Origin of the sequence: Synechococcus sp. CBW1108 (assembly GCF_015840335.1) — a bacterium.
Lineage (GTDB): Bacteria > Cyanobacteriota > Cyanobacteriia > PCC-6307 > Cyanobiaceae > Cyanobium_A.
Genome location: NZ_CP060395.1, coordinates 3211706 through 3226220 on the forward strand (window position 1 = coordinate 3211706; position 14515 = coordinate 3226220).

Consider the following 14515-nt stretch of genomic DNA (forward strand, 5'->3'; position numbering starts at 1 on the left):
CTATGCAGGAACTGCATAATCCGGAGCTGCAGATTGGGGATGTCGTCCTGGTCGATGCCCCGCGCACCCGCTGGGACCACCGGCATGGGACCCTCCACCGCATTGAGAGGGGGCAGCGCAGCTGTGCGTGGGTGATCCTGGACGGGACTGCCACCAGCTTCCCGGTGGGTCAGGTGAGCAGGCTTTAACTTGGCGAGGGGTTGGGGTGAACCGTAAGGAGCCCGCCTCTGGGTCGGTGCCCGCGGGCCCGCCGTCCCAGAGATTTCACAACCCCTCTACAAACAAAGGTATGAACAGCCAGCAGTGGCATTCGATGGCTAAGCCTGGTGGCTGAATCCCCTGATTAAATACCCACAAAGCGATAGCTTTGTAGGAACTTGCCGGCTAAACCACCATCAGCCGACCGCCAAGGCATGGCCCTGCTGCTCGATGTGATCGTTGACTTGCCCGAGGGCATCACGGTGGTGCCGGTCTTCGCTGCTGATAAGGCCGAGGCCCTGGAGGCCGGCAAAGAGCTGTTCCCCGGCCATCGGGTCACGGTGGTGCTGAAGGAAGGAGAGCCTGGTACCTAGTGCCCGCAGCAGCAGGGCCGCCAGGCGGACAACGACAGGCCAGCGGCGCCGGGTTAGGCGGCTATGCAGAAACTGCATAGTTCTGATCGGCAAACTTGCTGCTACCATTAGCCACTGCATGGAAAGCGATGGCTGTCGTGACCCCCCCAGAAGTCAGCCTCGCATTTCGGTAGCGGTCAATACATTTAATCCCCGCTTTTATAGAAAAGCCCTCGGTGCTGCACTCGGCACGGTAGTGGCTGGGTTGGCGCTTACGGGCGGCCAAGCTAAAGCTCTTGTCGTGACTGCAGGTGGCTTTGATTATGACGTGACTACTTTTATCGGCTCGTACAACGATAATGTCAATAAATTCAACACTCTGGATAACGGTGGCGCAATGCCCTGGTTCGGGTCGTTGGCCGATGCTGAGACGTTTCGCGACGTGGTGGGAACGTCGCTTGGAACTCCCAACAATTGTGGCTGGGCCGGCGTGATCAATTGCGGGCCATTTTTTGGATACCAAATTTGGGGCGGTGCCTCTGGTTCTGATGGTGTCTTTATCACTTTCGATCCTTATCCAACTGGACTTGGTTACGTTCCTGTCCGCGCGAACTACGACGTATCCACTTGGGCTCAAGCCACATTAATTGGCCCTAGCGGTGGTGGCGGAACAGCCAACGTCCCCGGCCCGCTCCCCATCCTTGGCCTTGCTGCTGCCTTCGGCTTCAGCCGCAAGCTAAGGAAGCGCATCAAGCTCCATAAAGGCATCAGCGCTGTCCCTACATCACCCGGCGCCTAATCCAATACCTGGCACCGTGCCTCAATAGGTGTCCTGATTACCCATAAGCCTCCGCAATCCTGAGAGCCCCCTCTGTGACTGGCTTGCAGCAGCAAACAGCATTGGCAATGCGTTCTGTCATCGCAGCCATTGCAAAGCGTCGGTTGAAGCGGAAGCAGAAGCCGCCCAGGTAGCGCCGAGCGTACTTGTCAAAGTTGAAAGCATGGAAGGTGCCGTTGAAGCTGGTCTTGAGGTTGCCCAGCACAGTGTTGATCCAACGGAACTGCGGTAGCTCGTTGGGGTGCTTGCCACCGGTAACAACCGCCTTGTGGTGGCAGTTGGCCGTGGTCACGGCGCGGAAGCAGGCCAGGCCATCGGAGAGCACCTGGCTGCCTGGTGCCAGATGGTGTTTGGCCCAGTCAGAGATCGCTTCTGAGCTGAAGCCACTTACGGCGGTGATCCTGACGTGAATTGGATGGCCAGCCTCGTTCAAGGAAACGGCCGCAACGATCGGGATCTTGTTCTCTGATCCCCGACCTGCCTTGCCACCCAGGAGTTCTCCGCCGAGGTAGGAGTCATCGATCTGGATCTTTCCCCGCAGCAGGTAGGCCTCCTCCCGCTCAGTCAATGCCCGCAGGATCTTGTTGTGCAGCAGCCAGGCCGTGTCGTATTTCACGCCCAGGTGGCGGCTGAGCTCCAGAGAGGAGATGCCAGTCTTGGCCTGGCCGATCAGATAGGAGGCCAGGAACCAGGTGGTCAGCGGCAGTTTTGTGGCCTGCATGATCGTGCCAGCCGTGAGTGTGGCCTGATGGCTGCAGGTGCGGCACTGATAACGCTTGAGGCGGCGGCCGTAGACGAGCCCATGCTCATGGCCATTGCAGCGGGGACAGCGGAACCCATCGGGCCAGCGCGCCTGCTCCAGAGCAGCCTCACATTGCTCCTCAGTGCTGTAGAGCCGCTGGAACTCAGGCAGCGAGAGGCCTTTCTGGAATTGGATGCCGCTGCGCGCCATGGCCGGGCTGGTATTTGTGTACCACTATATAGGGCCTGGTTGGCCGTCGCGGAGTGAGCTGGGTAATCAAGTAATTCCAAGAGGCAGCTACAGTTATGTTATATTCCAGCAGGACTGACTGCTCTGCTAGCACAGGGAAGTGAATGCTGTTAATTTCTACTCTTCGGCCAACCAAGGGCGAGAGTGCTTGCTGCCTATAACTACTTTCCTTGGTTCTTTAGCAATAGCTACGCTCCTGTGGGTATTGCCTACCCGCGCGAGTACATTCGCGCCGATACCTGCCTGGTCCTTCGCAAATCCCACTCCGGCGTCTTACGACGGTTTCGCCTTTTCCGTAGCACTTAGCGGCAATAGCGCTCTAATTGGTGACTACGGAAAGAACGGCTACAGCGGCGTTTCTTATCTCTTTGATGTCACCACTGGCAATCTGCAGCAGTCCTTTGCAAATCCCACTCCCACTTGGGGCGACTTATTTGGTCGTTCCGTTGCACTTAGCGGTAATAGCGCCCTGATTGGTGCTGAAGGAGATACCGGCTCTACCGGCGCTGCTTATCTCTTTGATGCCACCACCGGCAACCTGTTGCAGTCATTTGCAAGTCCCACTCCCACAGTTGCTGGTCGGTTCGGCTCGTCCGTAGCGCTTAGCGGCAATAGCGCACTGATTGGTGCCTACGCAGATAGCATTACCGGCGCTGCCTATCTCTTTGATACCACCACCGGCAACCTTCTGCAGTCCTTTGCAGCTCCCACTTTCGCTCGCTCCAGGTTCGGCGCTTCCGTAGCACTTAGTGGTAATACCGCTCTGATTGGTGCCTACGGGGCTAACGGCAGTATCCCCGCTGCCTATCTCTTCGATGTCGCAACCGGTAACCTGCTGCAGACCTTTACAAGTCCTGCTCCAGCTCCGGGCGACTTTTTCGGCTCTTCGGTAGCGCTTAGCGGCAATAGCGCTCTAGTCGGTGCCTACGGGGAAAAAAGCGGGGATAACAGATATAGCGGCGCTGCTTATCTCTTTGATGTCACCACCGGCAACCTGCAGCAGTCCTTTGCAAATCCCACTCCGGGGCCTTACGACAATTTCGGCTCTTCGGTAGCGCTTAGCGATAATATCGCTCTGATTGGTGCTGAAGGTGATAACACATATAGAGGCGTTGCCTATCTCTTTGATGCCACAACTGGCAATCTGCTGCAGTCCTTTGCAAGTCCCACTCCCGCGTCTTACGAGTATTTCGGCTCTTCGGTAGCGCTTAGCGGTAATAGCATTCTGATTGGTACCGGAGGAACTAACTCTATTACAGGCGTTGACTCTGCCTATCTCTACGCCAGCAACAGTTCCGGTTCATCAACTCTGTCTCAGTCGGTACCTGGCCCCTTGCCCTTACTCGGGCTCGGTGCCGCGTTTGCCTGGAGCCGCAAATTGCGCCGCCGTATTCACACACACGCGACGCAGCACTCGGTTGGAGATGGCCTCCCCTCCCCCAATCAACCTGAATAACTTCAAGAGCTGATCTACATGTTCCTAGGCAGTTTGCCGTAATCAGCGTTGCGCCGGTCATCCCAGCCGCAGGCTGCTCGCATCCGCCAGATCGTCAGCCCTATAGGCGCTAGCCGTGCCTCGGCTGTCTGGCCGTGGTGGCCGAGCTGGCGGTGGGAAGTCGGGCTCTCGTGGTGGAGGTGCGTAGGGCGGTTTTGCCAGGTTGCTAGCCATTTGGTTCCACCTGGAGCTGGTTGCATGATCTAGCCCGGCAGGGGCCATAAGCGCACAGCAGAGGTGGCCGCGTGTCGCGGTCCTCCTGGAAATACGCCTCCGCTTCCACGATCACGCCAGCCACAGAAGATCGCCATCGGGTTGGTGCTTCACCAGCAGGAAGCCGATGAGCTCGGGGGTGAGCTGTTCGGAAGGTAAGGCGAAGCAGGGGTGGGACGTTTCGCCACCTAGACGCGAGGTCTGCCAATTGGCAAGCCACGACCCGGTTGCAGGCCATTTGGTTCCCCGGACGAGCAGCTTGTGATTGACCGTTGCACAGCCCCAACACGGCTAGCAACGCCCTGAGCAGCGCGGGCGCGGCTGCAGATCGTGGCGTTAGGGGCGCTGGGGGTGGAGTGGCCGAAATCAAGGTTGAATGAGCAGCATCGAAGCCAAACCATGATCAGCATCGAACAGGTCGACCATATCGGTATACGCGTCACCGATAAGGCATGTGCGCTGCGCTTTTACGCACTTCTTGGCTTCAAGGTCGAGGCCGAATCCGATTTCGAGCCGGTGACCATCCTCAAGAACCCTGCTGGCGTCGAGATCAACCTGATCATCAACGGTGTCGACACCACCGGCGGGAAGAACGTGCTGATGGACGTGCCGGAAAAACATCCTGGCCTGACACACGTGGCGCTGCGGGTCAAAGACATTCGGGAGACCATTGCCGCACTGCGTGAAAACATTATCACCATTACGCAGGGGCCGGTGACGTTCGGCGACGGGCATGTCTCGGTGTTTGTGCGCGACCCGGACCGCACCACGCTGGAATTGCGGGCACGCATGAGCGAAAACGACGCCAAGGGCATCGAGGGCTTGGAGTTCTATAACCCCAAGGGTTAGCTGCGGGCCCAGAGGCAGGATCACGGTGCCAGCCCTAACCGCCATGCCCAAATTCGCCGTGTTCTTCGCTGACGGTGCCGGCTTTGGCATCGAGATGGTGCAGGCGCTGGACGCTGCCCATGCTCAGGACATCGCCCGCGCCCAGCACCCGCAGGGAAGGTTGTCGGCAGTGCCGGCTGAGCTGCTCGACGGCCAGGACCGCCACAAGCTGCTGGAGGAGTGACTCAAGGGGGAGGTGTGAGCCGGGCAACCTTGGGCAACCCTTGGCTTCTATCACTCGCCGTCACTTTCCTGGAGGCGTTGCGGGTACCAAATCAAGGCTATGAATGGGTTTTGGCTTGCTGCATTCGGGACTCCCAAAGCACCCGCGCTACCAAGCTGCGCCACGCCCCGTCATTAGGACTTTAAGGGGCAGCTGGCACCGGCGCACTCCGCCAGCGGGCGAGGGCCGCTGCCAAAGACTTGACGCCACCAACTTTCTCAATTAGTACAGGCGTACGCCAAGCGACTCGGTTGTGCCCGATGCCCGTCTCCTCTCCCTACGCCGTCTTCCGAGCTGAAGAATGGCTACCAATAAGCGCCATGCCCATCAAAGCCATCTCCCTATCCGTCATGCCCATCGCAGCCATGCCCGCCACCAAGCCTGCGGCCGGCAAAAAGCTGCGCGCCCGCACCCTGGTGCAGGGCGACCTGTTCCAGTCCCTGCCGCTGGACTAAGCCTCAGCCGCCAGCGCAATGCAGTCGATCTCCACCCGCGCCCCCTTGGGAAGGGCCGCCACCTCCACGCAGGCCCGGGCCGGCGAGACCCCCTGGCCAAATACCTCTGCGTAGATCCCATTGACCAGGGCGAAATCGCCCAGGTCGGCCAGGAAAACCGTGGTGCGCAGCACTTGGCTGGGGCTGCTGCCACCAGCCTCCAGAACCGCCTTGAGATTGCTGAGCACCTGGCGGGTTTCGGCCTCCACATCGCCGGCTCCGACCATGGCCCCCGTCTGCGGATCCAGGGCGATCTGTCCGGAGCAATAGAGCACCCCGCCAGCCTTCACAGCCTGGCTGTAGGGCCCCACGGGAGCCGGAGCGGCGACGGTGATAACGGCTTCCAGCTGCATTGCTCGACTCTTATCAGGTCAGGATGGGGGTTGAGCTTATGGCCCTTGCCAATCGCCAGCACCCTTACCCAGCTATTGCCTGCCGAGTTGCCGCTGCGCGAGCACGTTCAGCTCAGGGGCCTCTGGCACCGTTACGCCAACGCCGCGCCAGGCGAATGGACCCTGGAAGGAATCGATCTGGCCCTGCACCAGGGCGAGCTGGTGGGGCTCCTCGGCCCCTCCGGCTGCGGCAAAACCACCCTGCTGCGCCTGATCGCCGGCTTTGAGCGGCCCGAGCGGGGCTCGGTGTTGATCGACGGACGCCTGGTGGCCGGCGAGGGCCGCTGGCTGGAACCAGAACGCCGGGGCGTGGGCATGGTGTTCCAGGACTACGCCCTGTTCCCCCACCTCAATGCCTGGCAAAACACCTGCTTCGGGCTGGGGAGGGGACAGGACACCAGTCGGGCAAGCTGGTTGCTGGAGCTGCTCGGGCTGAAGGGCCTCGAACGCCGTTACCCCCATGAACTCTCAGGCGGCCAGCGCCAGCGCCTCGCCCTGGCCCGGGCCCTGGCCCCCGGCCCCTCGGTAGTACTGCTGGATGAACCCTTCTCCAACCTCGATGTGGAGGTCCGCCTGCGCCTGCGCAGCGAGCTGCCGGCGGTCCTCTCCCGCTGCGGCGCCAGCGGCCTGATCGTCACCCACGACCCCGAGGAGGCCCTGGCAATCTGCGACCGGGTAGCTGTTTTGCGGCAGGGGGTGCTGCACCAGTGCGCCAGCCCGCGCCAGTTAGTGCAGCAGCCCGCCACCGCCTTTGTGGGACGCTTCGTTTTGCAGGGCAACCTGTTGCCAGCCCAACGCAAGGGCAACCGGATCGAAACCCCGCTCGGCAGCCTGGACTGCCTAGCAGCTCCGCCTGCCGACGATGCCAACGCTGCCCCACCTAACCCCCCGAGCCCAGCCGACAGCGAGCCCCTGGAGGTGCTGGTGAGCCCGGATGGGATCGAGCTCCAGCTTGATCCCCAGGGGGAAGCCTGGCTCCAGGGCCGGGAATTTCTGGGTCGGGAGTGGCTCTACCAGGTGCAGCTGGGCGAACTCAAGTTGCGACTGCGCCTACCACTGGAAGCCGAATACGGCCGGGGTCAGCGCTGCCAGCTGCAGCTGCGGCCCGGAACCCCGGCGATGCTCTTCCCATCCCGCCAACCACTCCAAGCCCTGGGCTGAGGTCCCCTGCCCCCTGCATCCTGCCTCCTGCCAACAGTCCCCTGCACTGATCCAGCTAGCCCTGCCAATGGTCCTTACTGCGGCGCAGCACCGCCAGCTGCTCCGGACTCGTCGCACGCACAAACAGGTTGGTGGCCCGCTCCATCCCAACCGTGCTGGGAATCGTGGCGGCACCCCGGGCGCGGGTGGAGATCACAGCCGCGAGTCGCTCCCGAATCGGCCCAGCGGCGCCATCCTCGGCATCCACGGTGGCGGCAGCCCAGCGCAGGTTTGCCTCGGTGTATTCGTGGGCGCACCACACCTGGGTGGCAGGAGGCAGCTCGGCCAGCCGCTGCAGCGAAGCCCGCATCTGGGCCGCACTGCCCTCAAACAGGCGTCCGCAGCCCCCGGCAAACATCGTGTCGCCACAGAAGAGGTGCCCCGAAGCCGGCAGGTAGTAGGCGATGTGGGCGCGGGTGTGGCCCGGCACATCGATCACCTGCACCGTCTCCCCCAGCAGCTCAAAGCGATCGTCACCGGTAACGCCCCTGGTTTGCAGGGGAATGCGCGCCCGGTCCTCGCGGCTGGCCAGCACCGCGGCACCGGGCCAACGGGCCAGCAGGCCCGGCGTACCACCGATGTGGTCGCTGTGGTGGTGGGTGTGCAGGATCGCCACCAGCTCCAGCCCCTGCCGCTCCAGCGCCGCGATCACCGGCTCGGCAAGGGCCGGATCCACCACCGCCGCCAGGCCCTGGCGGTGCAACACAAAGACGTAGTTATCCCGCAGGAGCGGAACCAGTTCAACGCTGAGTTGCTGCATCGTTAAAGTCCAGCTTGAGGCGCACAACCATGATCACCGTCGCCCTGGCCAAAGGCGCGCTCCTGAAGGATTCGGTGGCCCGCTTCGCCGCCGCCGGTTTCGACTTTTCAGCCCTGCTGGACCCCGACAACCGCCAGCTGATGGTGCCCAGTGCCTGTGGCCAGGCCAGGGCACTGCTGGTGCGCAATGCCGATGTGCCGGTGTACGTGGCCTATGGGCAGGCCCAGCTGGGTGTGGTGGGCTACGACGTGATCCGCGAGCACCAGTTGCCGGTGGCCCAGTTGCTGGATCTCGGCTTCGGCAGCTGCCGCATGAGCGTGGCCGTCAAGGCCAGCAGCGGCTACCGGCGGGCGACTGACCTGCCTGCCCACTGCCGGGTGGCAAGCAAGTTCACCGGCTGCGCCCAGGCCTTTTTCAATGCTCTGGACCTACCTGTGGAGCTGATCCATCTGGCCGGCTCGGTGGAGCTGGGGCCGATCACCGGCATGAGTGAGGCGATCGTGGACCTGGTAGCCACCGGCCGCACCCTGGAAGAAAACGGCCTGGTTGCCATCGAGGATCTTTTTCTGAGCACCGCCCGGCTGGTGGGTCACCCCCTGGCCCTGCGGCTCGACGACGGTTCACTTCAGAGGACAGTCGATCGCCTCGGGGTAGCCGTGCCCCAGCGGGGCCGCTGATGGCCCGCCTCGACCGGCAACGCTTAGCCCGCCTGCTGCCCTACCTGGGCAGGGACCGCCGCCGCCTCGGCCTCACCCTGCTGCTGCTGATCCCGGTGGCCTTCGCCGCGGCTGTGCAACCCATGCTGGTGGGCCAGGCGATCTCGGTGCTGCGGCGCGAGCCGACCCTGGGCTGGCTCGACGGCATGCCCGTGGCCGCCGCCCTGCGCTTGCTGGTGCTGCTGCTGCTGCTGGCCGTAATGCTGCGGCTTGGACTGCAGGGCATCCAGACCTTCAACGTCCAGGCCGTCGGCCAACGGCTCACCGCCCGCATCCGCAACGACCTCTTCGCCCATGCGATGGCCCTGTCGCTGCGCTTCCATGACCGCACCCCCGTGGGCAAGCTGCTCACCCGGCTGACCAGCGATGTCGATGCCCTGGCCGAGGTCTTCGGCAGTGGGGCCGTGGGGGTGCTGGCCGACCTGGTGACCCTGCTGGTGATCGCGGTCACAATGATCTCGATCGAGTGGCGCCTGGGCCTGCTGCTGCTGGTGAGCCAGGTGCCGGTGGTGTTCGGCATCCTCTGGCTGCAGGGGCGCTATCGCAAGGCCAACTACCGGGTGAGGGAAGAACTCAGCCAGCTCAACGCCGACCTCCAGGAGAACCTCCAGGGGCTGGAGGTGGTGCAGATGTTCCGGCGCGAGGCTACAAACAGTGCCCGCTTCGCCCAAGTAACCAATGCCTACCGGGAGGCCGTGACCGGCACGATCCTCTACGAAAGCTCGATCTCGGCCTTGATCGAGTGGGTTGCCCTCAGCGCCATCGCCGTGGTGCTGGCCCTAGGCGGCTGGATGGTGCTCGGCAGCACCATGGGGCTCGGCACCCTCACCACCTTCATCCTCTATTCCCAGCGGCTATTCGACCCACTGCGCCAACTGGCTGAACGCTTCACCCAGATCCAGGGCGGCCTCACCGCCGTTGAGCGCATCGGCGAACTGCTCGAGCAGCCGATCGAAATCGCAGACCTGCCCGCCAGTGATCGCACAGCCGCCGCCATCTGCAGCGGCGGCGAGCGAGCCAGCGCCGGCGAGGTGATTTTTGAGCAGGTCAGTTTCTCCTACCGCCCGGACGACCCGATCCTCAGCGACCTCTCCTTCCGCATCGCCCCGGGCGAGCACGTGGCCCTGGTCGGGCCGACCGGCTCTGGCAAAACCACCGTGATCCGTCTGCTCTGCCGGCTCTATGAACCCCAGCAGGGGCGCATCCTGCTGGATGGCATCGACATCCGCCAACTGCCCATTCCCACCCTGCGGCAACGCCTGGGCGTGGTGCTGCAGGACACCTTCCTGTTCAGCGGCAACGTGGCCGACAACATGCGCCTCGATGCGCCGATCAGCAGCGACCAGCTGCAAGGGCTCTGCGCCGAGCTGGGCCTCGATCCCCTGCTGCGCCGCCTGCCCGATGGCCTGGCCACCGAGCTGCGGGAGCGGGGCGGCAACCTCTCCTCCGGCGAGCGCCAGTTGCTCTCAGTGGCGCGGGTGGCAATCCGCGATCCGTCGGTGCTGGTGATGGATGAGGCCACCGCCTTCATGGATCCCTCCACCGAAGCCACCCTGCAACGCGACCTCGACAAGCTGCTGCACGGCCGCACCGCGATCGTGATTGCCCACCGCCTGGCAACGGTGGAGGCCTCCGACCGCATCCTGGTGTTGCGCAAGGGTCACCTGATCGAGCAGGGCACCCACAGCCAGCTGCGTCAGCAGGGGGGTGTCTACGCCCAGCTGGCCGACCTGCAGGAGCGGGGGCTGGCGGCCCTCTGAGCCAGCACGAAGCGGCCATCGGGCAGGATCGTTGATTGCGTCGCACGCGGCACTCGTGGCCTCCGCCGAGCTCCTCACCAGCCTCTACGGGGAACGGCACCGGCTTTGCCCGACGCCCAATCCCCAGCTCAGCCTGGTGCTCAGCTGCGACCGGGCCATCGACCTGATCGAACTCGAGCAGCTCTGCGATGCGGTGGGCTGGAGCCGCCGGCCCCTGCGCCGGGTGCGCAAGGCACTGGAGCACAGCCTGCTGCGGGTGGGCCTGTGGCGCCACGACCCACGCCTGCCCAAGCTGGTGGGCTTCGCCCGCTGCACCGGCGACGGCATTGTGGAGGCCACCGTCTGGGATGTGGCAGTCCATCCCCTTTACCAGGGGGGGGGACTGGGCAAACAGCTGATGGTCTACGTGCTCGACCAACTGCGGGCCATGGAGGTGGATCGGGTGAGCCTGTTCGCCGACCCCGAAGTGGTGAAGTTCTACGCAGCCCAGGGCTGGGAGCTCGAACCCCAACAGCGGCGCTGCGCCTTCTGGTATGCGCCCTAGGTCCAGAGGCTGGGATCCTGGGAGAGCGGCAGGCGGGCCAAGGGATGGTCAGGGCCCAGCAGATCGGAGCTGATACGAGAGCAGATCAGGTCCAACGGCAAGCTGAAACTGCTGCCGTCACGATCAAATGGTCCCTCCACGTAGGCACCGACGCGTTCAGCTACCAAAAAGGCAAGGAACAACAGAATTCCCGTAATCGCCGAGTGGTTGGAGCTGAAATCCAGAAAGATGGCATAACCAAATAGCCAACTAATCAGCCTGATGAAGACATCATAAACCGGAGGCAGTGGTGTATTGCGAACCTTCTCCAAACCCCCAACTGCATCGGTGAAGGATTCGGCGCAGCGCAGCAGCACATCCCGGCCCCAGGGGCTGATGGCCCGCCGCTGGCGCAGGCGGCCGATGGCAGCAGCCCGAGCTCGGTAGGAATGATTCAGGGTGGTCTCCGCTGGCAAACCAAGGCTTGCGCAGAGGCGGTTAACCGCTTCGCGGGCATCCTGGCGCCAATAGCCACGCAGCTCAAAATTCAGCAGCCAAACCTGCAACACCTGCAGTGCCACCAGACGGTTTTCCTCTCCCCGCCAGACACTGTCACTGCAGAGCAGGGTGTGCAGACAATCGCGCCAGTGACGGCTCACATTGGTAACTGCTCCCCAGAGGGTGCGGGCCTCCCACCAGCGGCTGATCGCCTGGGTATTGCGGAAGGCCAGCAGGATGGATACGGCCGTGCCCATGATTGCCAACCCTCCCACATCGATGATGTCGATCCGCTTGATCAACCCCTGCGGTTCAAGGGTAAGGGTGATGGCGCACGTGAGGGCGACAAGCAGCAGATCCAGCTTCATGCGCAGCACCAGCTGGCTCAGAACGCGAGGGATCTGACGCCGGGCCAGGCGAGGGGGCAAGGAAGCAGGAACCATGGCGGCGAGTCTGCTCGATGCCGTAATAGGCCGCAGCCAGCTGCTCGGCGCTGGAGCCCCGCCGCCAGGCACGCCGCAGGCGGGCATTGGCCAGGGTGGTCTGCCAAATGCCCAGGGACCGCCAGCGGCGCCCATCCACCCGCAGCGTTGCCCCCAGGGAGCGCAGGCGGGTGTACTGGCGCAGGCGCTGCACCAGTTCCAGGTCTTCCATCAGGGGGATGGGTGCCACACCCCCGGCGAGGGCCAGCAGGCTGCGGGGCAGCAGCAACCCCTGGTCGCCATAGGGAAGCTGGCGCCAGCGGCTGCGCAGCGCCACCCCCAGCTCCACCAGCCGCAGGGCGGGGCTGGGGGCGTCGATCGCCAGGTTGAAATACCAGGCCGCCGGCGCGCGCCCCAGGGCGGTGGCCAGGGCTGCCTGCCAGCCGGCCCCCAGGCGGGCATCGGCGTGGAGCAGCAGCAGCCAGGCCCCACTGCTGCGGGATACCCCTAGGGCCAGCTGCCCACCCCGGCCCGGGCTGCAGGCCAGCACCCGTGCGCCCGCCAAGGCCGCCAGCCGAGGTGTGCCATCGCCACTGGCCCCATCCACCACCAGCACCTCGGCCACCAGCTGGGGCGCCGTCGCCAGATCGGCCAGCAGCAGCGGCAGCCGCGCCGCCTCATTGCGGGCCGCGATCACCACCGAAATCCCAGCCGGGCTCAGCGCCATGGCCCCAGGTCCTCCCCCCTATCCAGGTCCCTGCGCCGAGGCAGCAGGGCCGGCTCCAGACCCCTGCGCGCCAGGGCGGCGAGGGTTTGCTCCAGCACCTGCTCGCTGCCCCAGGCAATCCCCTCCATCAGGGCCGGCTCGGGCCTGCGCAAACCGATCAGCCAGTAGCCCCCGTCACAGGCGGGGCCGAGCACCGCTTGCTGGTGATCCAACGCGGCAAAGGCCGAGGCCAGATCGGCCCGCTCCAGCTGGGGCAGGTCACTGCCGATCAACACCACCCGCCTGGCCCGTTCGGTGGCCGCCCGCTGGAACTGGCGCTGCATGCGCACCCCGAGCCCCCCTCCCCCCTGCAGCACGATGCGGCCCACCCCAAGCTGGTCGCCCAGGCGCCTGGCGGCCCGGGGGGAGAGCCCATCGACCGCCAGCACCAGCTCAATGCCCAGCTGGCGGGTCAGCTGGCGGGCCACCGCCAGGGTGTGGCCGGTGAGCCGGGCCTGGATCCGTGCCGCCGCCTCCGCCCCGAGGCTGGAGGCCAACCGCCGCTTGCAGCGCCCCGGAGCCGACCAGCGGGCCAGCACCACCAGCTGGCTTGCATCCGAGCGGCTCAACCGCGGTGCGGCAGTTCCTTGGGCTTGAGCTCCAGGTTGAGGCGCTGCTCTCCGCGCCGCAGCGCCACAGCCAGGGGGTGGCCCACCTTGCCCTGGTCCACCGCCAGCTGCACCTCGGAGGGGTTCCGCACCGCCTTGCCACCAACCTGCTCGATCAGGTCGCAGGGCTTGAGACCACCGCTGGCGGCGGGGCTGCCCGCCATCACCTCGACCACCACCACCCCGTTCACCTCCGGCAGGCGGCATTCATCTGTGCTGGCGTTGATCTCCCGGGCAAGTTGGGGAGTGAGGGCCTGCAGGCGAACGCCGATGTAGGGATGGCTGGCCGAACCGCGCTCCAGGATCTGGGCGGCGATCTGGCGGGCCACATTGATCGGGATCGCAAAACTGAGGCCCGCCCCCGGTGCCTGGCGGATTGCGGTGTTGATGCCGATTACCTGGCCGCGATCATTGATCAGCGGGCCGCCGCTGTTGCCTGGATTCACGGCGGCGTCGGTTTGGATGTAGGGCACCCGCTGGCCCTCACCCACCGCATTGGTGCGCTGGATGGCACTGATGATCCCAGCGGTAACCGTGTTGTCCAGGCCGAGGGGATTGCCGATGGCGATCGCCACTTCGCCAGGGCGCACCCTGGTGGAATCCCCCAGGGGGGCCACCGGCAGTTTCGAGGCCACCACTTTGACCACGGCCACATCGGTAAGGGGATCACTGCCGAGCACCTTGCCGTTGAAGCTGCGGCCATCGGGCAGGGTCACGGTCACCTCGCTGGCCCCCTCCACCACATGGGCATTGGTCAGCAGCACCCCGTCTGAGCGGGTGATGAAGCCCGATCCCTGGCCCTGCTGTTGCTCAATCGTGGGGCCCCGCCCAAATAGACCGCCCAGGGGGTTCACCATCCGCTTGACGGTGTCGATCCGCACCACCGCTGGGCCCACCTTGGCCACCGCATCCACGATCAGGGTGCTGCCCTGCTGCAGGGGCGGGCTGGGGGCCGCGTCACTGATGGGGGTCTGGGCGCTGGAGCGACCTGGCAGGCCGGGCAGCCCCTGGCCGCATCCCACCAACAGCAACGCGGCGGGGGCGAGCAGCGCTGCTCGGCAGCGGGGGGAAAGGGGTGGCATGGAAGCGGCCTGGGCCAGGTCGGAATCCGTTTCATTTAAGACGGCCCAACTGCTGAACCACGCGTAGATTCGGTTTTCACGAGCGGAAGCGATAG

General features: G+C 64.5%; 18 protein-coding genes. 11 read left to right on the forward strand and 7 right to left on the reverse strand.

What is annotated here, in order from left to right; genetic code table 11:
• Positions 1 to 2 precede the first annotated feature (2 nt).
• The 3 genes from H8F27_RS17255 (at position 3) to H8F27_RS17265 (ending at position 1350) form a co-directional block, all read left to right on the forward strand.
• Positions 3 to 188 carry a hypothetical protein gene (locus H8F27_RS17255; protein ID WP_197149880.1) on the forward strand — a complete coding sequence of 62 codons (186 nt, stop codon included), beginning with the start codon at positions 3 to 5 and terminating at the stop codon, positions 186 to 188.
• A gap of 225 nt (positions 189 to 413) precedes the next feature.
• The gene (locus H8F27_RS17260; protein WP_197149882.1) at positions 414 to 572 is read left to right on the forward strand and encodes a hypothetical protein; all 159 of its coding nucleotides are present in this window, start codon (positions 414 to 416) and stop codon (positions 570 to 572) included.
• A gap of 118 nt (positions 573 to 690) precedes the next feature.
• Positions 691 to 1350 (forward strand): hypothetical protein, encoded by a 660-nt coding sequence (locus H8F27_RS17265; protein ID WP_197149883.1) that lies wholly within the window; start codon positions 691 to 693, stop codon positions 1348 to 1350.
• Positions 1351 to 1387: 37 nt separating this feature from the next.
• On the opposite strand, the gene H8F27_RS17270 is transcribed toward H8F27_RS17265, so the two are convergent.
• Positions 1388 to 2341 carry an IS1595 family transposase gene (locus H8F27_RS17270; RefSeq protein WP_197149884.1) on the reverse strand — a complete coding sequence of 318 codons (954 nt, stop codon included), beginning with the start codon at positions 2339 to 2341 and terminating at the stop codon, positions 1388 to 1390.
• 139 nt (positions 2342 to 2480) lie between these two features.
• Here H8F27_RS17270 and H8F27_RS17275 point away from each other — a divergent pair, with 139 nt between their 5' ends.
• From H8F27_RS17275 to H8F27_RS17290, 4 genes are all read left to right on the forward strand, one after another.
• Positions 2481 to 3836 carry a WD40 repeat domain-containing protein gene (locus H8F27_RS17275; protein WP_197149885.1) on the forward strand — a complete coding sequence of 452 codons (1356 nt, stop codon included), beginning with the start codon at positions 2481 to 2483 and terminating at the stop codon, positions 3834 to 3836.
• A gap of 651 nt (positions 3837 to 4487) precedes the next feature.
• Complete coding sequence (locus tag H8F27_RS17280) at positions 4488 to 4937, forward strand: VOC family protein (RefSeq protein WP_197149886.1); 450 nt, start codon at positions 4488 to 4490, stop codon at positions 4935 to 4937.
• Positions 4938 to 4962: 25 nt separating this feature from the next.
• Positions 4963 to 5160 carry a hypothetical protein gene (locus tag H8F27_RS17285; protein WP_197149887.1) on the forward strand — a complete coding sequence of 66 codons (198 nt, stop codon included), beginning with the start codon at positions 4963 to 4965 and terminating at the stop codon, positions 5158 to 5160.
• A gap of 299 nt (positions 5161 to 5459) precedes the next feature.
• Positions 5460 to 5654: a hypothetical protein gene (locus tag H8F27_RS17290; protein ID WP_197149888.1), complete on the forward strand. Its 195-nt coding sequence runs from the start codon at positions 5460 to 5462 to the stop codon at positions 5652 to 5654.
• Here H8F27_RS17290 and H8F27_RS17295 read toward each other — a convergent pair.
• On the reverse strand, positions 5651 to 6046 hold the full coding sequence (locus H8F27_RS17295) for a Rid family detoxifying hydrolase (RefSeq protein WP_197149889.1): 396 nt from the start codon (positions 6044 to 6046) through the stop codon (positions 5651 to 5653). The genes H8F27_RS17290 and H8F27_RS17295 overlap by 4 nt on opposite strands.
• 45 nt (positions 6047 to 6091) lie before the next feature.
• Here H8F27_RS17295 and H8F27_RS17300 point away from each other — a divergent pair, with 45 nt between their 5' ends.
• Entirely contained in the window at positions 6092 to 7246 is a 1155-nt protein-coding gene (locus tag H8F27_RS17300) for an ABC transporter ATP-binding protein (protein ID WP_231596403.1), read from the forward strand.
• A gap of 55 nt (positions 7247 to 7301) precedes the next feature.
• Here the strand turns inward: H8F27_RS17300 and gloB are convergent, their stop codons facing one another.
• Positions 7302 to 8045, reverse strand: a complete 744-nt coding sequence (gloB, locus tag H8F27_RS17305) for a hydroxyacylglutathione hydrolase (RefSeq protein ID WP_197149898.1) — start codon at positions 8043 to 8045, stop codon at positions 7302 to 7304.
• Between the two features lie 29 nt (positions 8046 to 8074).
• On the opposite strand from gloB, the gene hisG reads away from it, so the two are divergent.
• Genes hisG through H8F27_RS17320 form a run of 3 tightly spaced genes read left to right on the forward strand, consistent with a single transcriptional unit; the run spans position 8075 to position 11065 of the window.
• On the forward strand, positions 8075 to 8722 hold the full coding sequence (hisG, locus tag H8F27_RS17310; protein ID WP_197149912.1) for an ATP phosphoribosyltransferase: 648 nt from the start codon (positions 8075 to 8077) through the stop codon (positions 8720 to 8722).
• Positions 8722 to 10521 carry an ABC transporter ATP-binding protein gene (locus H8F27_RS17315; protein ID WP_197149913.1) on the forward strand — a complete coding sequence of 600 codons (1800 nt, stop codon included), beginning with the start codon at positions 8722 to 8724 and terminating at the stop codon, positions 10519 to 10521. Before hisG ends, H8F27_RS17315 begins: the two co-directional genes overlap by 1 nt.
• Positions 10522 to 10576: 55 nt before the next feature.
• On the forward strand, positions 10577 to 11065 hold the full coding sequence (locus H8F27_RS17320) for a GNAT family N-acetyltransferase (protein WP_197149914.1): 489 nt from the start codon (positions 10577 to 10579) through the stop codon (positions 11063 to 11065).
• On the opposite strand, the gene H8F27_RS17325 is transcribed toward H8F27_RS17320, so the two are convergent.
• Genes H8F27_RS17325 through H8F27_RS17340 form a run of 4 tightly spaced genes read right to left on the reverse strand, consistent with a single transcriptional unit; the run spans position 11062 to position 14420 of the window.
• Positions 11062 to 11970 (reverse strand): bestrophin family ion channel, encoded by a 909-nt coding sequence (locus tag H8F27_RS17325; RefSeq protein WP_197153678.1) that lies wholly within the window; start codon positions 11968 to 11970, stop codon positions 11062 to 11064. The genes H8F27_RS17320 and H8F27_RS17325 overlap by 4 nt on opposite strands.
• Entirely contained in the window at positions 11855 to 12691 is an 837-nt protein-coding gene (locus H8F27_RS17330) for a TIGR04283 family arsenosugar biosynthesis glycosyltransferase (RefSeq protein WP_197149915.1), read from the reverse strand. The genes H8F27_RS17325 and H8F27_RS17330 overlap by 116 nt, the downstream gene beginning before the upstream one ends.
• Positions 12682 to 13299, reverse strand: a complete 618-nt coding sequence (locus H8F27_RS17335) for a TIGR04282 family arsenosugar biosynthesis glycosyltransferase (RefSeq protein ID WP_231596404.1) — start codon at positions 13297 to 13299, stop codon at positions 12682 to 12684. Before H8F27_RS17335 ends, H8F27_RS17330 begins: the two co-directional genes overlap by 10 nt.
• On the reverse strand, positions 13296 to 14420 hold the full coding sequence (locus H8F27_RS17340) for a trypsin-like peptidase domain-containing protein (protein ID WP_197149916.1): 1125 nt from the start codon (positions 14418 to 14420) through the stop codon (positions 13296 to 13298). Before H8F27_RS17340 ends, H8F27_RS17335 begins: the two co-directional genes overlap by 4 nt.
• Positions 14421 to 14515 lie beyond the last annotated feature (95 nt).